Below are 18,947 nucleotides of genomic sequence, written 5' to 3' on the forward strand. Positions count from 1 at the left end.
GGCTGACGCAGTCCGTCCGAGGACGGCTGCTGTCAGCAGCAGTCCGTCCGAGGTCGGCTGCCGTCAGCGGTCAGCCGCGGACTCGCCCACGAGGTCGCCCAGGTCGAGCGTCGGCTCCTGCACGTCGCGACGGGGCTTGCGTCCAGCCCAGCCGGACTGCGTCCGCGCGGTGCTGTTGTCCCGACGATCGGCGCGATTGGTGCCCGCTCGTGCGGTGCGGTCGGCTCGACCGGGGAGGGAGACGTCGCGGGTGGTTGCTCCACGCAGCAGCGCGGTGATCTCGGACTCGTCGAGCAGGCGCTCCGGGTAGACGGTCGTCGCCGAGCCGACGTAGCAGAAGGCGGCGCGAACGCGATCGAGCGGGATGCCCGTCCACCGCGACCACGCCAGCCGGTACACGGCTAGCTGCACCTCACGTGCGGCACGGCTCGCCGCATCCTTGGGTGGACTCCCCGTCTTCCAGTCGACGACGACCACACCGTCAGACCGGTCTGCCTCCGGATCCACGAAGACTGCGTCGATCCGCGAGCGCACCACGTATCCGTCGATCGGAGTCTCGACGTCGACCTCGATCGCGATCGGCGACCGGTGCGCCCACTCGGAGGTCTGGAAGGCCTCCTGCAGCGCCTGCACGTCCAGGTCCGTCGCCGCCGTGTCGTCGTCGGCGCCCGGCAGCGCGTCGACGTCCACCAGGGACGCAGCGCCGTACCAGCTCTCCACCCAGGCGTGGAACCGGGTGCCGCGCCGCGCCTGCGGGGACGGCTCGGCCGGGACGGGGCGGCGCAGGTGTCGAGCGAACTCCACGGGATCGCTCTCCAGTCGGACGAGCGCCGACGCGGACAGGTGCGAGGGCAGCTCGACCGAGCCCGCGGGCGTCCGGACGCGCTCCTGCTCTGCCAGGAGCCGGGACGCCAGCAGGTCCCACGGGTGCGTGCCCGGTATCGCGTCGGTGTGCGCGGGCGCCTGGATCGCCGTCCGCACCCAGTGCGCGGCCTGCTCGACGTGTGCGCGTCGCGTCGACCCCCCGTCGGTCGCGAAAGGGTCCGACGGCCAGGTCGCCGACAGGACGAGCGCGGCACGGGGGTTCTCCTCACCGTCGACCGGTGCGGGGTCCCATGCATCGAGCTCGACCATCCCTGCTTCCGCGAGCTCGTTCAGGAACGTCGAGACCTTTCGCGCGCGGGATCCTTCGCCCCACCATGCCGCGGTCAGGAACAGGTCCGTCCTGGCGCGGGTCAGGGCGACGTAGGCCAGCCGGCGCTCCTCGGCCACCTGGTGGTCCCCGGCGCGGAGCACGAAGTCCTTCCGACGCTCCTCGAGCTCCTTGGGGTCCGCCGCGCCCGCGTAGGCGAGGTCGGGGAGGTCGTGCCGGTCACCGCGCAGCGGGTAGGGCAGTGAGCCGAGCCCGGTCAGCCAGGCCGAGTCCTTCGGCCCGTCCTTGCCCTGCGTCGCGGTGGCGGGCAGACCACCGTCCACCAGACCGGCGACCGCGACCACATCCCACTCCAGCCCCTTCGCCGCGTGCACCGTGATGAGCTGGACCGCATCGGGGTCGGGCTCCGAGACCGGCATGTCGAGCCCGTGCTCCTTGGCGTCGGCCGCCTCCAGCCAGGCGAGGAAACCGCCCAGGGTGGGATGGTCCGCGGACCGTGCGAACTCTGCGGCGACGTCGCGGAACGCGTCGAGCTGGGCTCGCGCTCGGCCCGGTGGGGTGCCGGCGCGGGCGGCGACCTCGATGTCCAGCCCGAGCAGGCGTTCCGCCTCCGCGACCAGCTCGGGCACCGACAGGTACGTGTGCGAGCGCACGACCCTGAGCAGCCCGGCGAGCTCGACGAGCCGCGCCCGCCCTGTGGCGCTCAGGGTCCGACCGCTGCGGCTCGTCCAGCCGGACTCCGGCAGCTCGCCGATCGCGTCGAGCGCGTCCACGATGCTGCGCTCGTCCACGGCGTCCGCCTCGACGACCACGGCCTCACCCTGAGGCGACTCGACGTCGCTGACCGGCTGCGCCGCCGCCGCACTGTCGGACCGCCCGGACCGCTGCCGCGCCGAACCTGTGTACCGCGCGGCAAGCTCCCCGGCCCACGCAGCCAGGGCGTGCAGGTCAGCCGCACCAAGGGCGGTCCTGGCTCCCGTGAGCAGGCGCATGAGCGCGTCACCCCGAGAGGGGTCGTGCGCCGCCTGCAGCACCGCGACCAGGTCCACCACCTCGGGCGCGGACAGGAGGCCGCCGAGCCCGACGACCTCGACCGGCAGACCGCGGGACCGCAGCGCACGCCGCAGAGGTTCGAACTGCGAGCGCTTCCGGCACAGCACCGCCGCGCTGACCCGTCCCGAGCCGCCGACGGAGGGCTTCCACCGCTCCGCGACGAACGCCGCGACCGCGGTCGCCTCGTCCTCGATGGTCGCGGCCACGTACCCGTGCACGCGCCCCTCGCCGGCACCGGGGCGTGCGGAGAGCACCGGGACCTCGACCCTCGTGGCAGCCGCGCGAAGTGGGCCGGCGACGAGGTTGGCGGCCTCGAGGATGCGTGAGTCGTTGCGCCAGGAGGTCGACAGCTGGTGCACGTCCGCTCGTGTCCGGCTCCCGTCCGGGTGGACCTGCGGGAACTGCGCAGGGAAGCCCTCGAGCCCGCCGGCGCTGGCGCCGCGCCAGCCGTAGATCGACTGGTGCGGGTCGCCGACGGCGGTCACCGGGTGACCGTCGGCGAAGAGGGCACCGAGCAGCGTCAGCTGGGCGTAGGACGTGTCCTGGTACTCGTCGAGAAGCACGACCCGGAACCGCGTCCGCTCCCCCGCGCCGACCTCCGGCACGTCGAGCGCGAGCCGTGCCGCGAGCGCGACCTGGTCCCCGAAGTCGATCGCGTCGGAGGCACGCTTGCGTCGCCGGTACTCGGCGACGAGGTCCAGCACGCGGACGCGTTCGCCCAGCGACCTGACCAGCCTCTTGACCTCGGCGTACGGCTCTCTCGGTGGCGTGCCCGCGGGAGTCGCCAGCAGCGCGTCGATGATGTCCTCGATCGCGGCGCGCGCAGCGGACGGGTCGAGAAGGTGCTCGTCGAGCGCACCGGAGAGAGTCAGCACGGCCTCGGTCACGGTCGACGTCGCCGCGTCCGTGTCGAGGTCGTCGCTCCACGCCTCGACCACGTCGCTGGCCAGCTGCCACTGGGCGGCCTCACCGAGAAGGCGTGCGGACGGGTCGAGGCCCAGCCGCAGGGCGTGGTCGGCGACGAGTGAGGCCGCATAGGAGTTGTAGGTCGAGATCGTCGGCCGCGCGAGGCCCACGAGAGCGTCGGCCGCGCCGGCTGAGGCCCCGTCCGCGAGCACGACGCCCTGGACAGCGGCTGCGCGAGCGAGCGTGCGCAGGCGCTTGCGCACCCGCTCCGCGAGCTCGCCGGCCGCCTTGCGGGTGAACGTCAGGCCGAGCACCTGGTCGGGCTGCACGACGCCGTTGGCCAGAAGCCAGACCACTCGGGCCGCCATCGTCTCGGTCTTGCCGGACCCCGCACCGGCGACCACGAGGGACGGGGTCAGCGGAGCCTCGATGATGCGGCGCTGCTCGTCGGTCGGGGCGGGCTGTCCGACGAGCTCGGCGATCCGCGAGGCCGACAGCAGCGGGGGCGCTCCGACCGGAGCCATCCGGTCCGTGATCGAGCTGGTCATGCGACCACCTGTCCACCTTCGCCGCGCACCGGGCAGGAGCGTCGGACGGGGCACCTGTCGCAGAGGTCGTTCGTGGTCGCCTCGAACGTGGACGCTGCCATCTTGTCCGCTACCTGGTCGACGAGCACCCGTGCCCAGCTGGGCTCGTCGTCCTCGGGTCCGAGCGGCGGCTGCGCACGCGTGGTGGCCGACACGCCTGTCCCGAGGAAGACGAGCTGCGCTCCGGCGCTCGTCGCACCAGCGGGCAGGTCCGCGAACGAGCCGGCGTCGACCGCGAGCTGGTAGGCACCGAGCTGCGGGTTCTCGGCCGCCTTGGCCACGCTCGGCGGGCTGGCACCCGTCTTGAGGTCGACCACACGCACGGTGCCGTCCTGCGCCTGCTCGATGCGGTCGACGCTGCCACGTAGCGACGCACGGTCCGTCTCGAGCGAGAACGCCCCCTCCACCAGCAGCGGCGCCCCGGCGGAGCTCAGGTAGCCGGCCAGCCGGTGCACCATCGCGTCCGCTCGCCGTCGCGTCGCCATCGCGGGCCATCCCGTCCCCAGCCCGAGCTCGCCCCACCGGCGATCGAGCGCCTCCGACAGCTCGGCCTCGGTCCCCTGCGGGTGCTCCTGCGCGATCGCGTGCAGGAGGGTGCCGAGGTTCTGGCCGCCGCTCGCCGAGGCGGTGCCGCCGGCAGACTCGAGCGCCCAGCGCAGGGCGCAGCGCTGTGCGGTCTCCACCTTCGAGGGCGACACCGGCACCCGCTCGTCGGCCGCCCACAGGGGCGAGTCGCTCGACGGCGCTGCCAGGCCGAGCCACGCCTCCGGGTCGGCACCGGCGACGCCGGCCGCGGCGAGCCGTGCCAGCGTCCGCACCGCGGCCGGGTCGGGCTCGACGCCGTCCAGCGTCGACTGCTCGAGGTGGGCGCGCAGCTGGGCGACGAGCCCACGCAGGTCGAGCGGGGAGGGCGCACTGGTCCGACGCGGGTCGACGTCGTCCTCGTTGGGCTCCACGAGCTCGATGAACAAGGACGGCTGGTGGTCGACGTCCTCGACGGCCGTGACGACGAGGGACGTCCTGGCGCGCGAGCACGCGACCGCGAACGTCCGCAGCTCGTCGGCGAGCACGGCCTGGCGGGCCTCGGCAGCCTCTCGCCCGGGGTCCGAGAAGGTACCGGCACGCCCGGACACGATGTCCACCAACGTCTGCGAACCCAGCAGCGAGTCGCGCAGGCGCAGGTCGGGCCAGGTGCCGTCCTGCACCCCGGCGACGACGACGACCTCCCACTCGCGTCCGGCCGCCCCGGCCGGAGTGAGGACCTGGACGGCCGCTCGTCGCGCCCGAGCGGCCAGCGAGTCGGACGGCAGGTCCTGCGCCTGCAACCAGTCGACGAACGCGGCGGGCGTCGAGCGTGGCATCCGGTCGACGAACGTCTCTGCGGCACGGAAGAGTGCGAGCACCGCGTCGAGGTCTCGGTCGGCCCGCTCGCCGGCGGCGCCCCCGGCGAGCGCTGACCTGCGCCACGTCTCTGCCTGCTCGGCGGCGTCCCACAGGGCCCACAGCACCGTCTGCGCGTCGGCGTCGGGACGCGCGACGGCCGCCCGGCCGGCGGCCAGGACACGTGCCAGTCGGACCACCGGCCGCGCCGCGAGGGGCAGCTCCTCCGGGGCCTGGCCGCTCAGCGCCTCGACGAGGAGCACGTCGCTCGCACGTCCGCCGCCGGCGGCGAGCTCGTGGGCGCGCAGCGCACGGCGCACGCGCCTCAGCCCCACGGCGTCCAGGCCCCCGAGCGGCGAGCACACGAGCCGGGCGGCGCTGCTGGCATCGAGCGGCACGGCGCCCACGCACACCCGCATGGCGTCGAGCAGAGGTGCGACAGCAGGCTCATCGCGCAACGGCACGTCGCTGCCCAGCACGCTGACCGGCACCGCGGCGCCCGCGAGCGCGCGCCGCAGGGCCGTGACCTGCGCACCGGTCGGCGCGATGACCGCCAGGTCGGCCCACGGAACGCCCTGCTCGATGTGTGCGGTGCGCAGCGTGTGGGCGATGTACGCAGCCTCCTGCGCGGTGCTCGGCAGGAGCGCCACGCGCGCTCCCGTGCCGCCCTGTCCGGCAGCGGTCGCAAGCCGGTGGCGAACGACGCCGACGGTGCCGATGCGCTCGGTGACCCGCTCGACCACCTGCCGTATGGCGTCGTCGTGGCGCCACACCGTCGAGAGTGTCGTCGTGCGCGCCCCGAGCTCGCCCGGACCTGTTCCCGTGACGACGGCGCGGCCCACGAGCGACGGCGCGGCGCCCCGGAAGGTCTGCACCGCGGCGTCGGGATCTCCCAGGAGGACGACTCGGGCGTCGTCGTCGGCGAGCGCGCGCACGAACCGTGCCGTGGCTGACGTGCTCTCCTGGTGGTCGTCCACCACGACGAGGCTCCAGCGAGGGCGGACGCCACCGGGGACCTCGTCCTCCCAGGCCAGGAGCGCTTGTGCCGCCTCGTCCACGACCACAGCGGGGTCGAGGCGCGCCCCGAGGTCCGGCGTGCCCGTGCGCAGCTCGACGACGTCCAGGTACTCCTCGTACAGACGCGCTGCGCTGACCCAGGCCGGCCGGCCGTACACCTGCCCGAGCTGCGCGAGGTCCGCCGGACGCACACCACGCTCGGCCGCCCGCATGAGCAGGTCGCGCAGCTCGTCCCGGAAGGGGCGCAGCTTCAGGACGTCCGGCCGGACCTCGGCGGGCCAGGCCAGCGGGACGCCCTCACCGGCCGCGTGCCCCGCCAGCAGCTCGCCCAGCATCAGGTCCTGCTCGGCCCCGGAGACGAGCGTGGGCGGCGGGTCGCCGAGGAGCGTCGCGCGTGCGCGCAGGACGGAGAACGCCGCGGCCGCCGCCGTCTGCACGAGCGGCCGCCCCGAGGTTGCCCGCAGGCGGGCCGAGAGCCGGTCGCGGAGGTCCGCCGCGGCGCGGCGGCTTGCGGCGATGACCAGCACCCCGTGCGGGTCCAGACCGGCGTCCACGGCCGCGACGACCGACTCGATCGCGACCGTCGTCTTGCCCGTCCCAGGGGCTCCGAGAACGAGGAGAGCCGGATCCGTGCCACGCGCGACGGCTGCGACCGCAGCGGCCTGGTCGGGGTCCAGCTGGACCAGCGACCCGGGGCCGGAGGACGGGACGTCTGCGAACGCCGGGCGCACGAGGCGCAGGGAGGGCGTCGCGGTGGTCACGCAGACGAGTCCATCACGGCCCACTGACAGGGTCGCGCACGACCCGCCACCGGCGCTCGATCGGGTCGGCGCCAGTCGCACGACCCGCGTCTACGGGAACGGCCAGGGATTCGGCTGGCAGGGTGCGGCCTTGTACGACTGCTGCTGCATGACGGCGGCGACCTGCCCCGCTCCGGCGCACTTCTCGTGCCCGTGCCCGAGGAGGTGCCCGACCTCGTGGTTCACGAGGTACTGCCGGTACGCGGTCTTGTCGTTGGCGTACTCGGACGTCGCGTGGACCCACCGTCGCAGGTTGAGCACGGCACGGCCCCCGCGTCCGCACGAGACCTCACCGCCGGTCTCCAGCGGCGCGCACAGCTCGTCGACCGTCTGGGGCGACGCGAGCACCACACGGAGCTCCGCGTCGCCGTCGGTGCGGGCGAACGACATCGAGCCGTCCCCGCCCCAGCTGCGGGGATCGTTGAGCGTGGCCATCACGGTCGCGGCGAACGCTGCTCCGTCCACCGCGAGCCCGTGCTCGACCTCGACACGGACGGTCCGCACGGGTCCCGTTCCCGGTCCGGGGTCGCTTCCGGGGACGACGACGAACGTGCCTCCGGCGACCTCGGGCACGTCGGGTGACAACAAGCCCGACTCGACGTCTGCGGCGGTCAGACCCGCAGGCAGGGCCATGACGCTCGGCGCCGGCTCCACGACATCGGCCGCCGTGGGCGGGGCGACGATCACGTCCGGCTCGTCGAACGGTCGGTTCGCGGAGGACCGGCTCTGCCGGGAGGTCCGGTCGATGGCGGACTCGTCCGCGCCGCCCGCGCCCGCCACGTCGGACGCGCTGACCGCCTGTCCGGCGGATCCCCCGAACAGGCCCGCCGTGCGTGGGTTCGTGGCCGCCGCGAACGCGCTGCCCATCCCGGCGACGAGCCCGAGGGTCACGGCCAGGGCCAGCGGTCCGCGCCGCCGCTGGGCTGCACGACGGCGCCGCGCACGGCGACTCCTGTGCACGGTCTCATCGGCGTTCCGGCTTGCGCCGCTCCTCGTCACGTCACACATCGTCGCATCGTTGACACATGGCGTCGCTACCATCGCGGGATGACGGCCGGGACTGACGACTCCACCCCTCGCCCGCGCAGCCCGCGGATGGCGCGCGACGAGCGGCGCGCGCAGGTGCTCCGCATCGCCCAGGAGCTGTTCTCCACCGAGGGCTTCCACCACGTCTCCATGGACGACATCGCGGAGCGCGCACAGGTGAGCAAGCCGGTTCTGTACCGGCACTTCCCGTCCAAGCTCGACCTGTACCTCGCGGTCGTCGACCTGCGCGGTACCGACCTGCTCGTCGCGGTCGACGCGGCGGTGGCGGGCATCGAGCAGGGACCTGTCCGGCGGGGCGACGGGCGCGACGTCATCGCGGCGATCGTGAAGGCGTACGTGATGTTCGTCGACGGCGCAGGAGAGGCGTCGGTGCTGCTCTTCGAGTCCGACGTCACGCACGACGCCGACGTGCGCGCCCGCGTCGAGCACGCGTCCTCGCAGGCGGCGCTGCGGATCACGACGGTGTTGTCCGAGGTCACGGCCCTGTCGCTCGAGGACGCCGGCCTTCTCGCGGTCTCGCTGATCTCGATGGCGCAGGGTGCGGCGACGCACCGGCTGCGCAAGCCGGACGACGTGGCGCCCGCACGCACCGTCGAGCTGGTCACGCAGCTGGCCTGGGGAGGGGTCTCGGCGCTCATCCGGCCCGACTTCCTCTACGAGGACGCCTAGGATCGGACGATGTGCCCCGGCAGACCGCCGGTCTGGCGTGGACAAAGCTTGAGTACCGACAGTTCGAGAAGGACGGTAGAGATGACGGTGGAGATCACCATCGGCGTGCAGAACTCGCCCCGCGAGATCAGCCTGGAGTCGGACCAGACGCCCGACGAGATCGGTGCCGCCGTCGCGGCCGCTCTCAGCGGTCGGCCGACGCTCGAGCTCACCGACGTCCGCGGTCGCCGGGTCATCGTGCCGGTCGCGAGCCTCGGCTACGTCGAGATCGGCTCGGAGACCAAGGGACGCGTCGGCTTCGGCAACATCTGACGGTCCCGGTTCTCGGCACCGCACGCACGCCACGAACAACGAGCCCCGGACGGCGACGTCCGGGGCTCGTGCGCGTTCGTGGGTCGTCGCGCAGGACGGGTCAGGCGGTCAGCCCGAGCCGCGCCATGCGTCGGGTGTGCTGAGCGGTGAGCTCCCCGAACAGCTTGGTCGGCGAACCGTCCGCAGGGACGTCGTCGGCCGATGCCCGGCTGGACCCCAGCGCGACGAGCCGCACGAGAGCCGGTCGCTGCACGAGGAGTCGCTGCACCACCCCGAGCGCCTCGCCCACGAGCCGGCGACCCCACAGGGCGAGGCGCGCCGTGAGGACGCCGTCTGCGGACCCGGCGGCGTCGAGCTCCGCGACGGCCAGCTCGGCGTGCGAGGCGTCGTCGAGGACCTCCAGGACGATCACGCGCGACTCCTCGTCGAGACCCTCGGCGGCGAGCCGGCAGAAGTCGTCCGCGACGCCGTACCCGACGTACGACTTGAGCAGCCGCTCCCACCAGGTGCTGGGTGGCGTGCGGGCGTCGAAGTCGTCGAGCACATGGTCGTACTGCCGCACGGCCTCCACGGGGTCGCCGCCGATGTCGGCGATCCGGGCAAGGATCCGGTCGCGGCGGCCGACCGCGCCCACGGCGAACCGGCTCAGCTCGAGGCGCTGCTCGATGGTCGGAGCGAGGGCGGCGTCCGCCGCGAGGCGCCCGAACGCGACGTGCTCGAGCTGCGCGACGAGCCCGAGGAGCTCGACCGCGTCGGCGAGCTCCAGGGCGCTGTTCCTGTCGCCGTGACCGACGGCTCGTCCGGCACTCTCAGGTCGCGAAGGGATCGTGGTCATCCGAGGATCGTAGTCCGGTCCTCGCAGGCTGGTGCGGGCGTGCGGCGGGTCCGGGACGTGACAGCACATGTGTCGGATAGACTGGTGCGGTAATTCGGTTGCCCGGTCGTCTCGTTCACAAGAGTTCTGACCCACCTCGCTCAGCCCCGGCCCGTCCGGAAGACGCTCGCGAGTCGCCTTTCACGATCGGCTGCCGGCCACATCGCGTGGTGCGCTCCGCTGTCGCCCGGGAACGATCCGACGAGACTCCGACTCCAGCTGTCGGCCCGTCGTGAACCCGGACTGCGCGCGGGTCACCACCCTTCGCAGTGAAGAGCCTTTGGTGACGACGACCGACATCAACCCGACCGCGCCCGACGACACGCCCGACCAGATCTCCGCTCTTGCAGCGCCGATGTCCCGCCCGCTCAAGAACACCTGGTCCTCGGTGCAGGCCGTCGAGGCCTCGTTCGCCGACTTCGACGTGCGCCCCGAGATCGTGCAGGCGCTCGCCGACGCCGGGATCACGCACCCGTTCCCGATCCAGGCGATGACCCTGCCGGTCGCACTGTCCGGCCACGACATCATCGGCCAGGCGAAGACCGGTACCGGCAAGACCCTCGGCTTCGGTGTCCCGATGCTGCACCGCGTGATCGCCCCCGGGGAGGAGGGCTACGACCAGCTGCCCGAGCCCGGCAAGCCGCAGGCGCTCGTCGTCGTGCCCACCCGTGAGCTCGCGGTCCAGGTGGCCGGCGACCTCGCCACGATGAGCGCACGTCGCTCGGTCCGCGTGCTGCAGGTCTACGGCGGGCGTGCCTACGAGCCGCAGATCGCCGCGCTGAACAGCGGTGTCGACGTGGTCGTCGGGACGCCGGGTCGCATGATCGACCTGCTCAAGCAGCGCCACCTGGACCTGTCCCGCGTCAAGGCGGTCGTGCTCGACGAGGCCGACGAGATGCTGGACCTGGGCTTCCTGCCCGACGTCGAGACCCTGCTGAGCGCGACGCCGGCCACCCGCCACACCATGCTCTTCTCGGCGACCATGCCGGGGGCCGTCGTCGCGATGGCCCGCCGCTACATGACGCAGCCGACGCACATCCGTGCGGCCGACCCGGACGATGACGGCCAGACCGTCAAGAACATCAAGCAGGTCGTCTACCGCGCGCACGCGCTGGACAAGGTCGAGCTGCTCGCGCGCATCCTGCAGTCGCGTGACCGGGGCCTGACCATCGTGTTCGCCCGCACCAAGCGCACCGCCGCCAAGGTTGCCGACGACCTCGCCGAGCGTGGCTTCGCCGCCGGTGCGCTGCACGGCGACCTCGGCCAGGGGGCCCGCGAGCAGGCGCTGCGCGCGTTCCGCCACGGCAAGGTCGACGTGCTCGTCGCCACCGACGTGGCCGCCCGCGGCATCGACGTGGAGGCCGTCACGCACGTCATCAACTACCAGTGCCCCGAGGACGAGAAGACCTACCTGCACCGCACGGGCCGCACCGGCCGCGCGGGCGCCAAGGGCACCGCGGTCACGTTCGTCGACTGGGACGACATCCCCCGCTGGGGCTTGATCGACAAGGCGCTCGGCCTGGGCATCCCCGAGCCGATCGAGACGTACTCGAGCTCGGCGCACCTGTTCACCGACCTCGACATCCCCGAGGGCACCAAGGGGCGCCTCCCCAAGGCGCAGCAGACCCGCGAGGGCCTCGGTGCCGAGAAGCTCGAGGACCTCGGCGAGACCGGGAAGCGTGGCGGCGGGGCTCGTCCCGACCAGCAGCGCACGGGCGGCTCGCGCGCCGGCTCGGCCCCGCGCAGCGGCGCACCCCGCTCCGAGGGTCCCGCAGGCGGCGACGGCGAGGCCCACGAGGGTCGGAGCCGCCGTCGCGGTGGTCGCGGTCGGGGCCGTGGCGAGGGCGACGAGGGCACGACGACGTCCAGTGCGGCACCCGACGGCGCCGCGGGCCCGTCGACGGAGAACATCACCGGTGAGGCCGGTCCGAGCACCGGCACGCGACGCAGCCGGAACCGCCGGCGCACGCGCAGCGGTGCCAGCGGGAGCGCGAGCACCGAGAGCGCACCGGTCCCCTCGACGGACGCCTGACACCAGCACCACGAACGGGCACGCACTCCTGCGCGGAGTGCGTGCCCGTTCGTCGTCCGGAGGTGCGGGAGCTACGCGGCCTTGATGAACGCCTCGACGGCGTTCGCGATCAGCTGGACCGCGATCGCGGCGAGCAGCAGACCGGCGATCCGGGTGACGAGGATGGTGCCGCCGTCTCCGAGCACGCGGTGGATGACGTTCGCGAACCGCATCGCGAGGTACAGGCACACGTGCACGGCGAGGACGCCGAGCGCGATCGCCACCCAGTCGGCCGCGGTCTGGTCGGACTGCTGCACGAACACCATGGTCGCGACGATCGCTCCCGGGCCGGCCAGCAGCGGGGTCCCGAGCGGGACGAGCGCGACGTTGACCTTCCCGTCGCCGGCGGGCTGCGGCTGCTCCATCTTGCCGGTCAACAGCTCCATGGCGACGACCAGGAGGAGCAGCCCGCCGGACGCCTGCAGGGCAGGGAGTGTGATGTGCAGGTAGTCGAGCAGCTTCTGCCCGAACAGCGCGAACGCGACGATCACGCCGAGCGCGACGAGCACGGCCTGCCGGGCGGCGCGGTTGCGCTGCTGCCGGGTCATCGCCGCCGTCAGGCCGAGGAAGATCGGGACGGTTCCGGGCGGGTCCATGATCACGAAGAGCGTGATGAAGACGGACCCGAAAAGCTGCCAGTCGATCACGGCGCTCACGGGCGCACGACCTTCGTGGTGCCCTGGTCCTCGATCTCTGCGAGCACCTCCGGACCGGTCAGGTTCTCGCCCAGGCGGTTGGCCTTGCCGGACCCGTGGTAGTCGCTCGACCCGGTCACGAACAGCCCCAGCCGCTGCGCGATCGCGGTCAGGCGGGTGCGCTGTGCGGGGCTGTGGTCGCGGTGGTCCACCTCCAGCCCCGCGAGACCTGCCTCTGCGAGGGCGTCGAAGACGTCGTCCGGCACGATCTCGCCGCGGGCGTCGGCGCCCGGGTGCGCGAAGACGGGCACCCCGCCCGCTGCTCGGATCGCGCGCACGGCGTCGACGCCCGCAGGGGCGTAGTGCGGCACGTGGTACGGGCCGTCGGCTCGCAGCAGCCGCGCGAAGGCGGCGTCGCGGTCAGGGACGACTCCGCGCTCGACCAGCGCGTCCGCGATGTGCGGGCGCCCGAGCACGACCGCGTCGCGGGACTGCGCGACGACGTCGTCCCAGGTGATGGGGTAGTCCTGCGCGAGCAGCTCCACGATCGACCTGGCCCTGCCCACGCGTGCCTCGGCCGTCCTGTCGAGCTCGTGGGTGAGTGCCAGGGCGGTCGGGTCCTGCAGGTAGGACAGCAGGTGGATGCTGATGCCGTGCGCGCGCGCCGAGACCTCGGTCCCGAGCACGAGGTCGATCCCGTGCCGCCGTGCCGAGTCGGTGGCCTCGACCCAGCCCGCGGTCGTGTCGTGGTCGGTGAGGGCCACCACGTCGAGTCCCGCCGCGGCGGCGGCAGCGACGACGTCACCGGGCACCTCGGTGCCGTCGGACGCGGTGGAGTGGGTGTGGAGGTCGATACGCACGGGCCCCACGGTATCGGTGCGGCCAGGGTGGGAAGATGTGGCCCATGAACGCGGAGAGCACGGCCGAGCAGCCCCTGGCGGATCGCGGATCCAACCGGTCTCAGCGACCGTCGTCCGCCGAGTTCCTGCGCTTCATCACCTCGGGGTGGGGAGGGCGGCCCGAGTCGACCGTGACGCGTGGCCCGGCTGCCGACGCGACCGCCCGCCGCCGCTCCGAGATCTCGGGCCGGTTCCCCGGCGAGCGTCTGGTGGTCCCGGCCGGCACGTTCAAGGTGCGCTCCAACGACACCGACTACCGGTTCCGGCCGCACTCCGCCTTCGCGCACCTGACAGGGCTGGGCGCCGAGCAGGAGCCGGACGCTGTGCTCGTGCTGCATCCGGTGGAGGACGGCTCCGGTGACGACGGCAGCGGGCACGAGGCCGTCCTGTACATCCGGCCGCTCGCGGGACGGGACACCGAGGAGTTCTTCTCCGACAGCAGGTACGGCGAGTTCTGGGTGGGCGCGCGCCCGACGCTCGAGGAGATCGAGACCTTGACCGGGGTGCGGACCGCTCACATCGACGACCTGCGCGACGCTCTGGCCAAGGACGTCGGCGAGGACGGTGTGCAGCTGCGGATCGTGCCCGACGTCGACGAGGCGATCGAGGCGGTCGTCGAGGACATCCGTGCCGCCGAGCAGGCCGGCGCCCGCGACGAGGTGCTCGCCGAGGCGCTCTCCGAGCTGCGACTGGTCAAGGACGCTCACGAGGTCGAGCAGATGCGGCGCGCGGTCGCGACGACGATCGAGGGCTTCGAGAAGATCGTCCGTGCGCTGCCGGACGCGATCGCGCATCAGCGCGGCGAGCGCGTCATCGAGGGGACGTTCGTGGGTCACGCGCGCCAGGAGGGCAACGCGGTCGGCTACGAGACCATCGCCGCCGCCGGCGAGCACGCCACGACCCTGCACTGGATCGACAACGACGGCCATGTCCGTGAGGGCGAGCTGGTGCTGGTCGATGCCGGCGTCGAGATCGACTCGCTGTACACCGCGGACATCACACGGACCCTGCCGGTCGACGGCACGTTCACCGAGGTGCAGCGGCGCGTCTACCAGGCGGTGCTCGACGCCGCCGACGCCGCGTTCGCTGCCGCAGTGCCCGGCGCCAGGTTCCGCGACGTGCACGCTGCCGCCATGAAGGTGATCGCCGAACGCCTGTCCGAGTGGGGCCTGCTGCCGGTGTCCGCGCAGGAGTCGCTCCTGCCGGAGAACCAGCACCACCGTCGCTGGATGGTGCACGGGACCAGCCATCACCTCGGGCTCGACGTGCACGACTGCGCGCAGGCCCGGGCCGAGCTCTACCTCGACGGCGTGCTCGAGCCCGGCATGGTGTTCACCATCGAGCCGGGTCTCTACTTCAAGTCCGACGACCTGCTGGTCCCGCAGGAGTACCGCGGCATCGGGGTACGTATCGAGGACGACGTGCTCGTCACGGCGCACGGCAACGAGAACCTCTCGGCCGCGTTGCCGCGGGAGCCTGCGGCGGTCGAGGCCTGGATGAAGAAGCTCCGCAACGGTTAGTCGAACTCGCCCGGCCTCGTACGTCACCCCTGCATCGAGACGATCCTCGTCCCGCACGCACCAGGAGGCGCACGATGGAAGGTCAGCTGGCACCGCTGTTCTCGAGGCGCACCGTGCTGCGCGAGAGCCGCAGCGCATACCCGGACGCACCGCGGCTGGAGCCGAGACGCAGCCGCAGCGAGCGCCGAGCCGCTCGAGTCAGGGTGCGGGCGGAGGCGCGGGCTGTTCGCTCGGCGGAGAAGGTGGTGCGCTCGGCGGCTCGGTCCGCTCCGGCGGCACGGAGGGTGCCTCCGCGGCAGGCGGCTGCGCTGCCGGCGGACCCGACGACGATGTGGTGGTGACCGGCCGCGCCGGCCAGCCGGACTGGACTCCCCCGATCTCCCGCAGCAGGTTGCGCGCCTTGTTCGCCTGCTCCGCGCGGCACAGGAGCGCGTACGACGACGCGACGATCTGGCTGGTCGAGGTGAAGTCGCGGCGTCGCCTCGTCAGGGAGTACGTGACGACCGAGAAGAGCATCCCGAAGGCACCACCGATGAGGATCGCGGAGAACATGGGGCTGCTCGACGCGTCGGTGGAGAACAACGTGAGCAGAAGGCCGACGAACAGCCCGAGCCACGCCCCGGTGAGGAAGCCGCCGAGCGCCGCACGGGGGTACGAGAGCCGTCCCGTGACCCGCTCGACCATCCGCAGGTCGGTGCCGACGATCGTGACCAGCTGAACCGGGAAGTCCTTGTCGGCAAGGTGCGCGACCGCGCGCTGGGCCTCGAGGTACGTGGCGTAGGCCGCGATCGTCTCGCCCTGCGGCTGCGTCGGGTTCCGGGGCGTCCGGGCCGAGCTGGAGAACGACATGCGGTCATCCTCCCCCGGCGGTCGTTCGGGCGACCACCCGGTCACGGTCGACGGGAGGCCCGGCGTCGGTCACGCCGGTTCAGGGACTCCGGTCTAGGCTGACCGGCGTGAGCAGCGTCGGGACCAGGGTTTTCGTCGCGCGCCTAGCCGGGACCAGCGTGTTCGACCCCCTCGGAGACCAGGTGGGACGTGTGCGCGACGTCGTCGTGCTGGTGCGCCCCAAGGGCGCGCCCCGAGCCGTCGGGCTGGTGGTCGAGGTCGGCAGCCGCCGACGCGTGTTCCTCCCGCTCACGCGCGTCACCTCCATCGACTCCGGCCAGGTCATCTCGACGGGCCTGGTGAACATGCGCCGGTTCGAGCAGCGTGCGTTCGAGACGCTGGCCGTGGGCGAGCTGCTGGACCGCACCGTCGAGCTCGTGGACGGCTCGGGAGTCGCGGACATCGAGGACGTCGCCATCGAGCTCCAGCGCAACGGCGACTGGGTGATCTCCAAGCTGTTCGTCCGTCGTCGGCCCGCCGGCCGGCCGGGCATCCTGCGCCGCCGCGGCGAGACCCTGCTGGTCTCGGTCGACGAGGTCACGGGCCTCGGGCAGGCGTCCGCCGCACAGGGCGCCGAGCTCATGCTCGCGCAGTACGAGGACCTCAAGCCCGCCGACCTGGCGGACGTCCTGCACGACCTCGGACTGACGCGGCGGCTCGAGGTGGCCAGCGCGCTGGACAACGAGCGGCTCGCCGACGTGCTCGAGGAGCTGCCCGAGGACGACCAGGTCGGGATCCTGCAGGGCCTGGCGCGCACCCGGGCCGCCGACGTCCTCGAGGCGATGCAGCCGGACGACGCGGCCGACCTGCTCGGCGAGCTCCCCGACGACCAGCAGGCCGAGCTGCTCGAGCTGATGGAGCCCGAGGAGGCTCGCGACGTCCGGCGACTGCTGGCCTACGAGGACAACACCGCCGGCGGTCTCATGACCACCGAACCGGTGATCCTTGGGCCGGAGACCCCCATCGCGGCGGCTCTCGCGCACGTGCGCCGCCAGGACCTGACCCCCGCGCTCGCGTCCATGGTGTTCGTCGCACGGCCGCCGCTGGAGACGCCGACCGGTCGGTTCATCGGCGTCGTGCACCTGCAGCGTCTGCTGCGCGAACCGCCTCACGAGTCGATCGGGTCGATCATCGACACCGACATCGAGGCGCTTCCCGTGGATGCGCCGCTGCTCGCCGTCACGCGCCAGCTCGCGACGTACAACCTGCTCGCGCTGCCGGTCGTCGACCAGGAGCGGCGCCTGCTCGGCGTGGTCTCGGTCGACGACGTCCTCGACCACCTGCTGCCCGAGGACTGGCGCGAGACGGACGACGAGCTGAGCACGGGGGTGCACCGTGGCTGACCGCCTGGACACCCCACGCGAGACGCGGCGCGTCCTGATCCGCCGACCGCAGATCGACGAGGACGCCTCGGGCAAGATCTCGGAGAGCATCGCCCGGTTTTTGGGCACCCCGCGGTTCATCATCTGGCTGACGATCTTCTGCATCGCCTGGATCCTGTGGAACCTGGACTGGGGTCCTGACCGGGCCCGGTTCGACCAGGCGGCCAACGGGTTCACGGCCCTGACCCTGGTCCTGTCGCTGCAGGCCTCGTACGCGGCTCCGCTCATCCTGCTCGCGCAGAACAGGCAGACGGACCGGGACCGCGTCCAGGCCGAGCAGGACCGTCAGCGCTCGGAGCGGAACCTCGCCGACACCGAGTTCCTCGCGCGCGAGATGGCCGCGCTCCGGATCGCGCTGTCCGAGGTGGCCACCCGTGACTTCGTCCGCTCGGAGCTGCGCGCGCTGCTCGAGGACATGACCGCCGAGCGCGACGACGACAAGGATCCCGAGGCCGACCAAGGGCCGAAGGAGTCCAAGAAGGCTCGTCGCAACCAGCGCCCGTAGCCTCCGCCGACCACGGACCCGGGGCGGACGGGCCGGCTCGCCGACCTACGATGGGCACATGCCCGAGCCGACCGACCCGTTGACCGCTGCGATCCGCGCCGCTCTGGCGGGCGTCCTGGACCCGGAGATCAAGCGCCCGATCACGGACCTCGGGATGGTGCGCTCGATCGAGCTCACCGACGGCGACGGCCGGGTGAGGGTCGGGATCGACCTGACGACTCCCGGCTGCCCGCTCAAGGACACGCTCACCCGTGACGTGTCCGCTGCGGCGGCGGCCGTCGAGGGGGTCCGGGCCGTCGAGGTGGTGTTCGGTGTGATGTCAGCGGAGCAGCGCGCCGACCTGCGCACGCTGCTGCGCGGCCCCGGTTCCGAGCCGGTCATCCCCTTCGCGCAGCCGCAGTCGCTCACCAAGGTGTTCGCGATCGCGTCCGGCAAGGGTGGGGTGGGGAAGTCGTCGGTCACGGCGAACCTCGCGGTCGCGATGGCCGCCGACGGCCTGCGGGTGGGCATCGTCGACGCCGACATCTACGGCTTCTCGATCCCCCGGATGCTCGGCGTGACGCGGCAGCCCACGCGGGTCGACGACATGCTGCTGCCGCCGGAGGCGTTCGGGGTGCTCGTCGTGTCCATCGGCATGTTCGTGCCGCCGGGGCAGCCTGTGGTCTGGCGTGGACCGATGCTCCACCGCGCCCTGCAGCAGTTCCTGGCCGACGTCTTCTGGGGCGACCTGGACGTCCTGCTCCTCGACCTGCCGCCCGGCACGGGGGACATCGCCATCTCCGTGGCTCAGCTGCTGCCGAGCTCCGAGCTGGTCGTGGTGACCACTCCTCAGCTCGCCGCGGCCGAGGTGGCTGAGCGGGCGGGGTCGATCGCCGTGCAGACGCGGCAGAACGTCGTCGGCGTGGTCGAGAACATGTCGTGGCTGGCGCAGCCGGACGGCACGCGGCTGGAGCTGTTCGGCTCGGGCGGTGGGCAGCGCGTCGCGGACAACCTGTCGACGCTGACGGGGAGCGACGTTCCCCTGCTCGGGCAGATCCCGCTGGACGTGCGCCTGCGCGAGGCGGGGGACGGCGGGGTCCCGGTGGTGCTGTCGGAGCCGGACTCGCCCGCCGCCGAGGTCCTGCGTGGCGTCGCGCGCTCGCTCGCCGGTCGTCGTCGTGGGCTGGCCGGCCGCTCGCTGGGGCTCTCCCCCGCGGCGCGGTGAGAAATCACCCGCTCAGGCGGCACGATCTCCACGAGCGCTCGTTGG

14 protein-coding genes are annotated in these 18,947 nt (G+C 72.9%); 7 read left to right on the forward strand and 7 right to left on the reverse strand.

The window, feature by feature from the left end; all coding sequences use genetic code 11:
• Window positions 1–63: 63 nt before the first annotated feature.
• The 3 genes from N553_RS20430 to N553_RS20435 form a co-directional block, all read right to left on the reverse strand.
• Window positions 64–3,660, reverse strand: a complete 3,597-nt coding sequence (locus N553_RS20430) for an ATP-dependent DNA helicase (RefSeq protein ID WP_081844444.1) — start codon at window positions 3,658–3,660, stop codon at window positions 64–66.
• Window positions 3,657–6,857, reverse strand: a complete 3,201-nt coding sequence (locus N553_RS0100730) for an ATP-dependent DNA helicase (RefSeq protein WP_156043645.1) — start codon at window positions 6,855–6,857, stop codon at window positions 3,657–3,659. The genes N553_RS20430 and N553_RS0100730 overlap by 4 nt, the downstream gene beginning before the upstream one ends.
• Window positions 6,858–6,947: 90 nt before the next feature.
• Complete coding sequence (locus N553_RS20435; RefSeq protein ID WP_231505128.1) at window positions 6,948–7,895, reverse strand: DUF3152 domain-containing protein; 948 nt, start codon at window positions 7,893–7,895, stop codon at window positions 6,948–6,950.
• A gap of 48 nt (window positions 7,896–7,943) precedes the next feature.
• Here N553_RS20435 and N553_RS20440 point away from each other — a divergent pair, with 48 nt between their 5' ends.
• Both N553_RS20440 and N553_RS0100745 read left to right on the forward strand, forming a co-directional pair.
• Entirely contained in the window at window positions 7,944–8,612 is a 669-nt protein-coding gene (locus N553_RS20440; protein ID WP_034620429.1) for a TetR/AcrR family transcriptional regulator, read from the forward strand.
• An 87-nt stretch (window positions 8,613–8,699) separates the two neighbouring features.
• Window positions 8,700–8,924 (forward strand): DUF3107 domain-containing protein, encoded by a 225-nt coding sequence (locus tag N553_RS0100745; protein ID WP_028044944.1) that lies wholly within the window; start codon window positions 8,700–8,702, stop codon window positions 8,922–8,924.
• A 100-nt stretch (window positions 8,925–9,024) separates the two neighbouring features.
• Here N553_RS0100745 and N553_RS0100750 read toward each other — a convergent pair whose 3' ends face one another.
• The gene (locus tag N553_RS0100750) at window positions 9,025–9,759 is read right to left on the reverse strand and encodes a ferritin-like fold-containing protein (RefSeq protein WP_028044945.1); all 735 of its coding nucleotides are present in this window, start codon (window positions 9,757–9,759) and stop codon (window positions 9,025–9,027) included.
• A 322-nt stretch (window positions 9,760–10,081) separates the two neighbouring features.
• On the opposite strand from N553_RS0100750, the gene N553_RS0100755 reads away from it, so the two are divergent.
• On the forward strand, window positions 10,082–11,830 hold the full coding sequence (locus tag N553_RS0100755) for a DEAD/DEAH box helicase (RefSeq protein WP_369796639.1): 1,749 nt from the start codon (window positions 10,082–10,084) through the stop codon (window positions 11,828–11,830).
• Window positions 11,831–11,901: 71 nt separating this feature from the next.
• On the opposite strand, the gene N553_RS0100760 is transcribed toward N553_RS0100755, so the two are convergent.
• The gene (locus N553_RS0100760; RefSeq protein WP_028044947.1) at window positions 11,902–12,525 is read right to left on the reverse strand and encodes a MarC family protein; all 624 of its coding nucleotides are present in this window, start codon (window positions 12,523–12,525) and stop codon (window positions 11,902–11,904) included.
• The gene (locus tag N553_RS0100765; protein ID WP_028044948.1) at window positions 12,522–13,364 is read right to left on the reverse strand and encodes a PHP domain-containing protein; all 843 of its coding nucleotides are present in this window, start codon (window positions 13,362–13,364) and stop codon (window positions 12,522–12,524) included. Before N553_RS0100765 ends, N553_RS0100760 begins: the two co-directional genes overlap by 4 nt.
• A gap of 35 nt (window positions 13,365–13,399) precedes the next feature.
• Here N553_RS0100765 and N553_RS0100770 point away from each other — a divergent pair, with 35 nt between their 5' ends.
• Window positions 13,400–14,923 carry an aminopeptidase P family protein gene (locus N553_RS0100770; protein WP_369796640.1) on the forward strand — a complete coding sequence of 508 codons (1,524 nt, stop codon included), beginning with the start codon at window positions 13,400–13,402 and terminating at the stop codon, window positions 14,921–14,923.
• Between the two features lie 198 nt (window positions 14,924–15,121).
• Here the strand turns inward: N553_RS0100770 and N553_RS20445 are convergent, their stop codons facing one another.
• Window positions 15,122–15,772, reverse strand: coding sequence for a general stress protein (locus N553_RS20445; RefSeq protein ID WP_034620432.1), 651 nt, complete (start codon window positions 15,770–15,772; stop codon window positions 15,122–15,124).
• A gap of 107 nt (window positions 15,773–15,879) precedes the next feature.
• On the opposite strand from N553_RS20445, the gene N553_RS20450 reads away from it, so the two are divergent.
• Genes N553_RS20450 through N553_RS0100790 form a run of 3 tightly spaced genes read left to right on the forward strand, consistent with a single transcriptional unit; the run spans window position 15,880 to window position 18,902 of the window.
• Complete coding sequence (locus N553_RS20450) at window positions 15,880–17,154, forward strand: magnesium transporter MgtE N-terminal domain-containing protein (RefSeq protein ID WP_034620433.1); 1,275 nt, start codon at window positions 15,880–15,882, stop codon at window positions 17,152–17,154.
• The gene (locus N553_RS0100785) at window positions 17,147–17,698 is read left to right on the forward strand and encodes a DUF1003 domain-containing protein (protein ID WP_028044950.1); all 552 of its coding nucleotides are present in this window, start codon (window positions 17,147–17,149) and stop codon (window positions 17,696–17,698) included. Before N553_RS20450 ends, N553_RS0100785 begins: the two co-directional genes overlap by 8 nt.
• Before the next feature lie 58 nt (window positions 17,699–17,756).
• Window positions 17,757–18,902 (forward strand): Mrp/NBP35 family ATP-binding protein, encoded by a 1,146-nt coding sequence (locus tag N553_RS0100790; protein WP_028044951.1) that lies wholly within the window; start codon window positions 17,757–17,759, stop codon window positions 18,900–18,902.
• Window positions 18,903–18,947 lie beyond the last annotated feature (45 nt).

Source organism: Cellulomonas sp. URHE0023, from assembly GCF_000688475.1.
Classification (GTDB): domain Bacteria; phylum Actinomycetota; class Actinomycetes; order Actinomycetales; family Cellulomonadaceae; genus Cellulomonas.

Bases quoted from the DNA above. Each gene is read 5' to 3' on its own strand.
- N553_RS20430 (WP_081844444.1), bottom strand. From the start codon at position 3,660: ATGACCAGCTCGATCACGGACCGGATGGCTCCGGTCGGAGCGCCCCCG.
- N553_RS20440 (WP_034620429.1), top strand. From the start codon at position 7,944: ATGACGGCCGGGACTGACGACTCCACCCCTCGCCCGCGCAGCCCGCGG.
- N553_RS0100750 (WP_028044945.1), bottom strand. From the start codon at position 9,759: ATGACCACGATCCCTTCGCGACCTGAGAGTGCCGGACGAGCCGTCGGT.
- N553_RS0100770 (WP_369796640.1), top strand. From the start codon at position 13,400: ATGTGGCCCATGAACGCGGAGAGCACGGCCGAGCAGCCCCTGGCGGAT.
- N553_RS20445 (WP_034620432.1), bottom strand. From the start codon at position 15,772: ATGTCGTTCTCCAGCTCGGCCCGGACGCCCCGGAACCCGACGCAGCCG.
- N553_RS0100790 (WP_028044951.1), top strand. From the start codon at position 17,757: ATGCCCGAGCCGACCGACCCGTTGACCGCTGCGATCCGCGCCGCTCTG.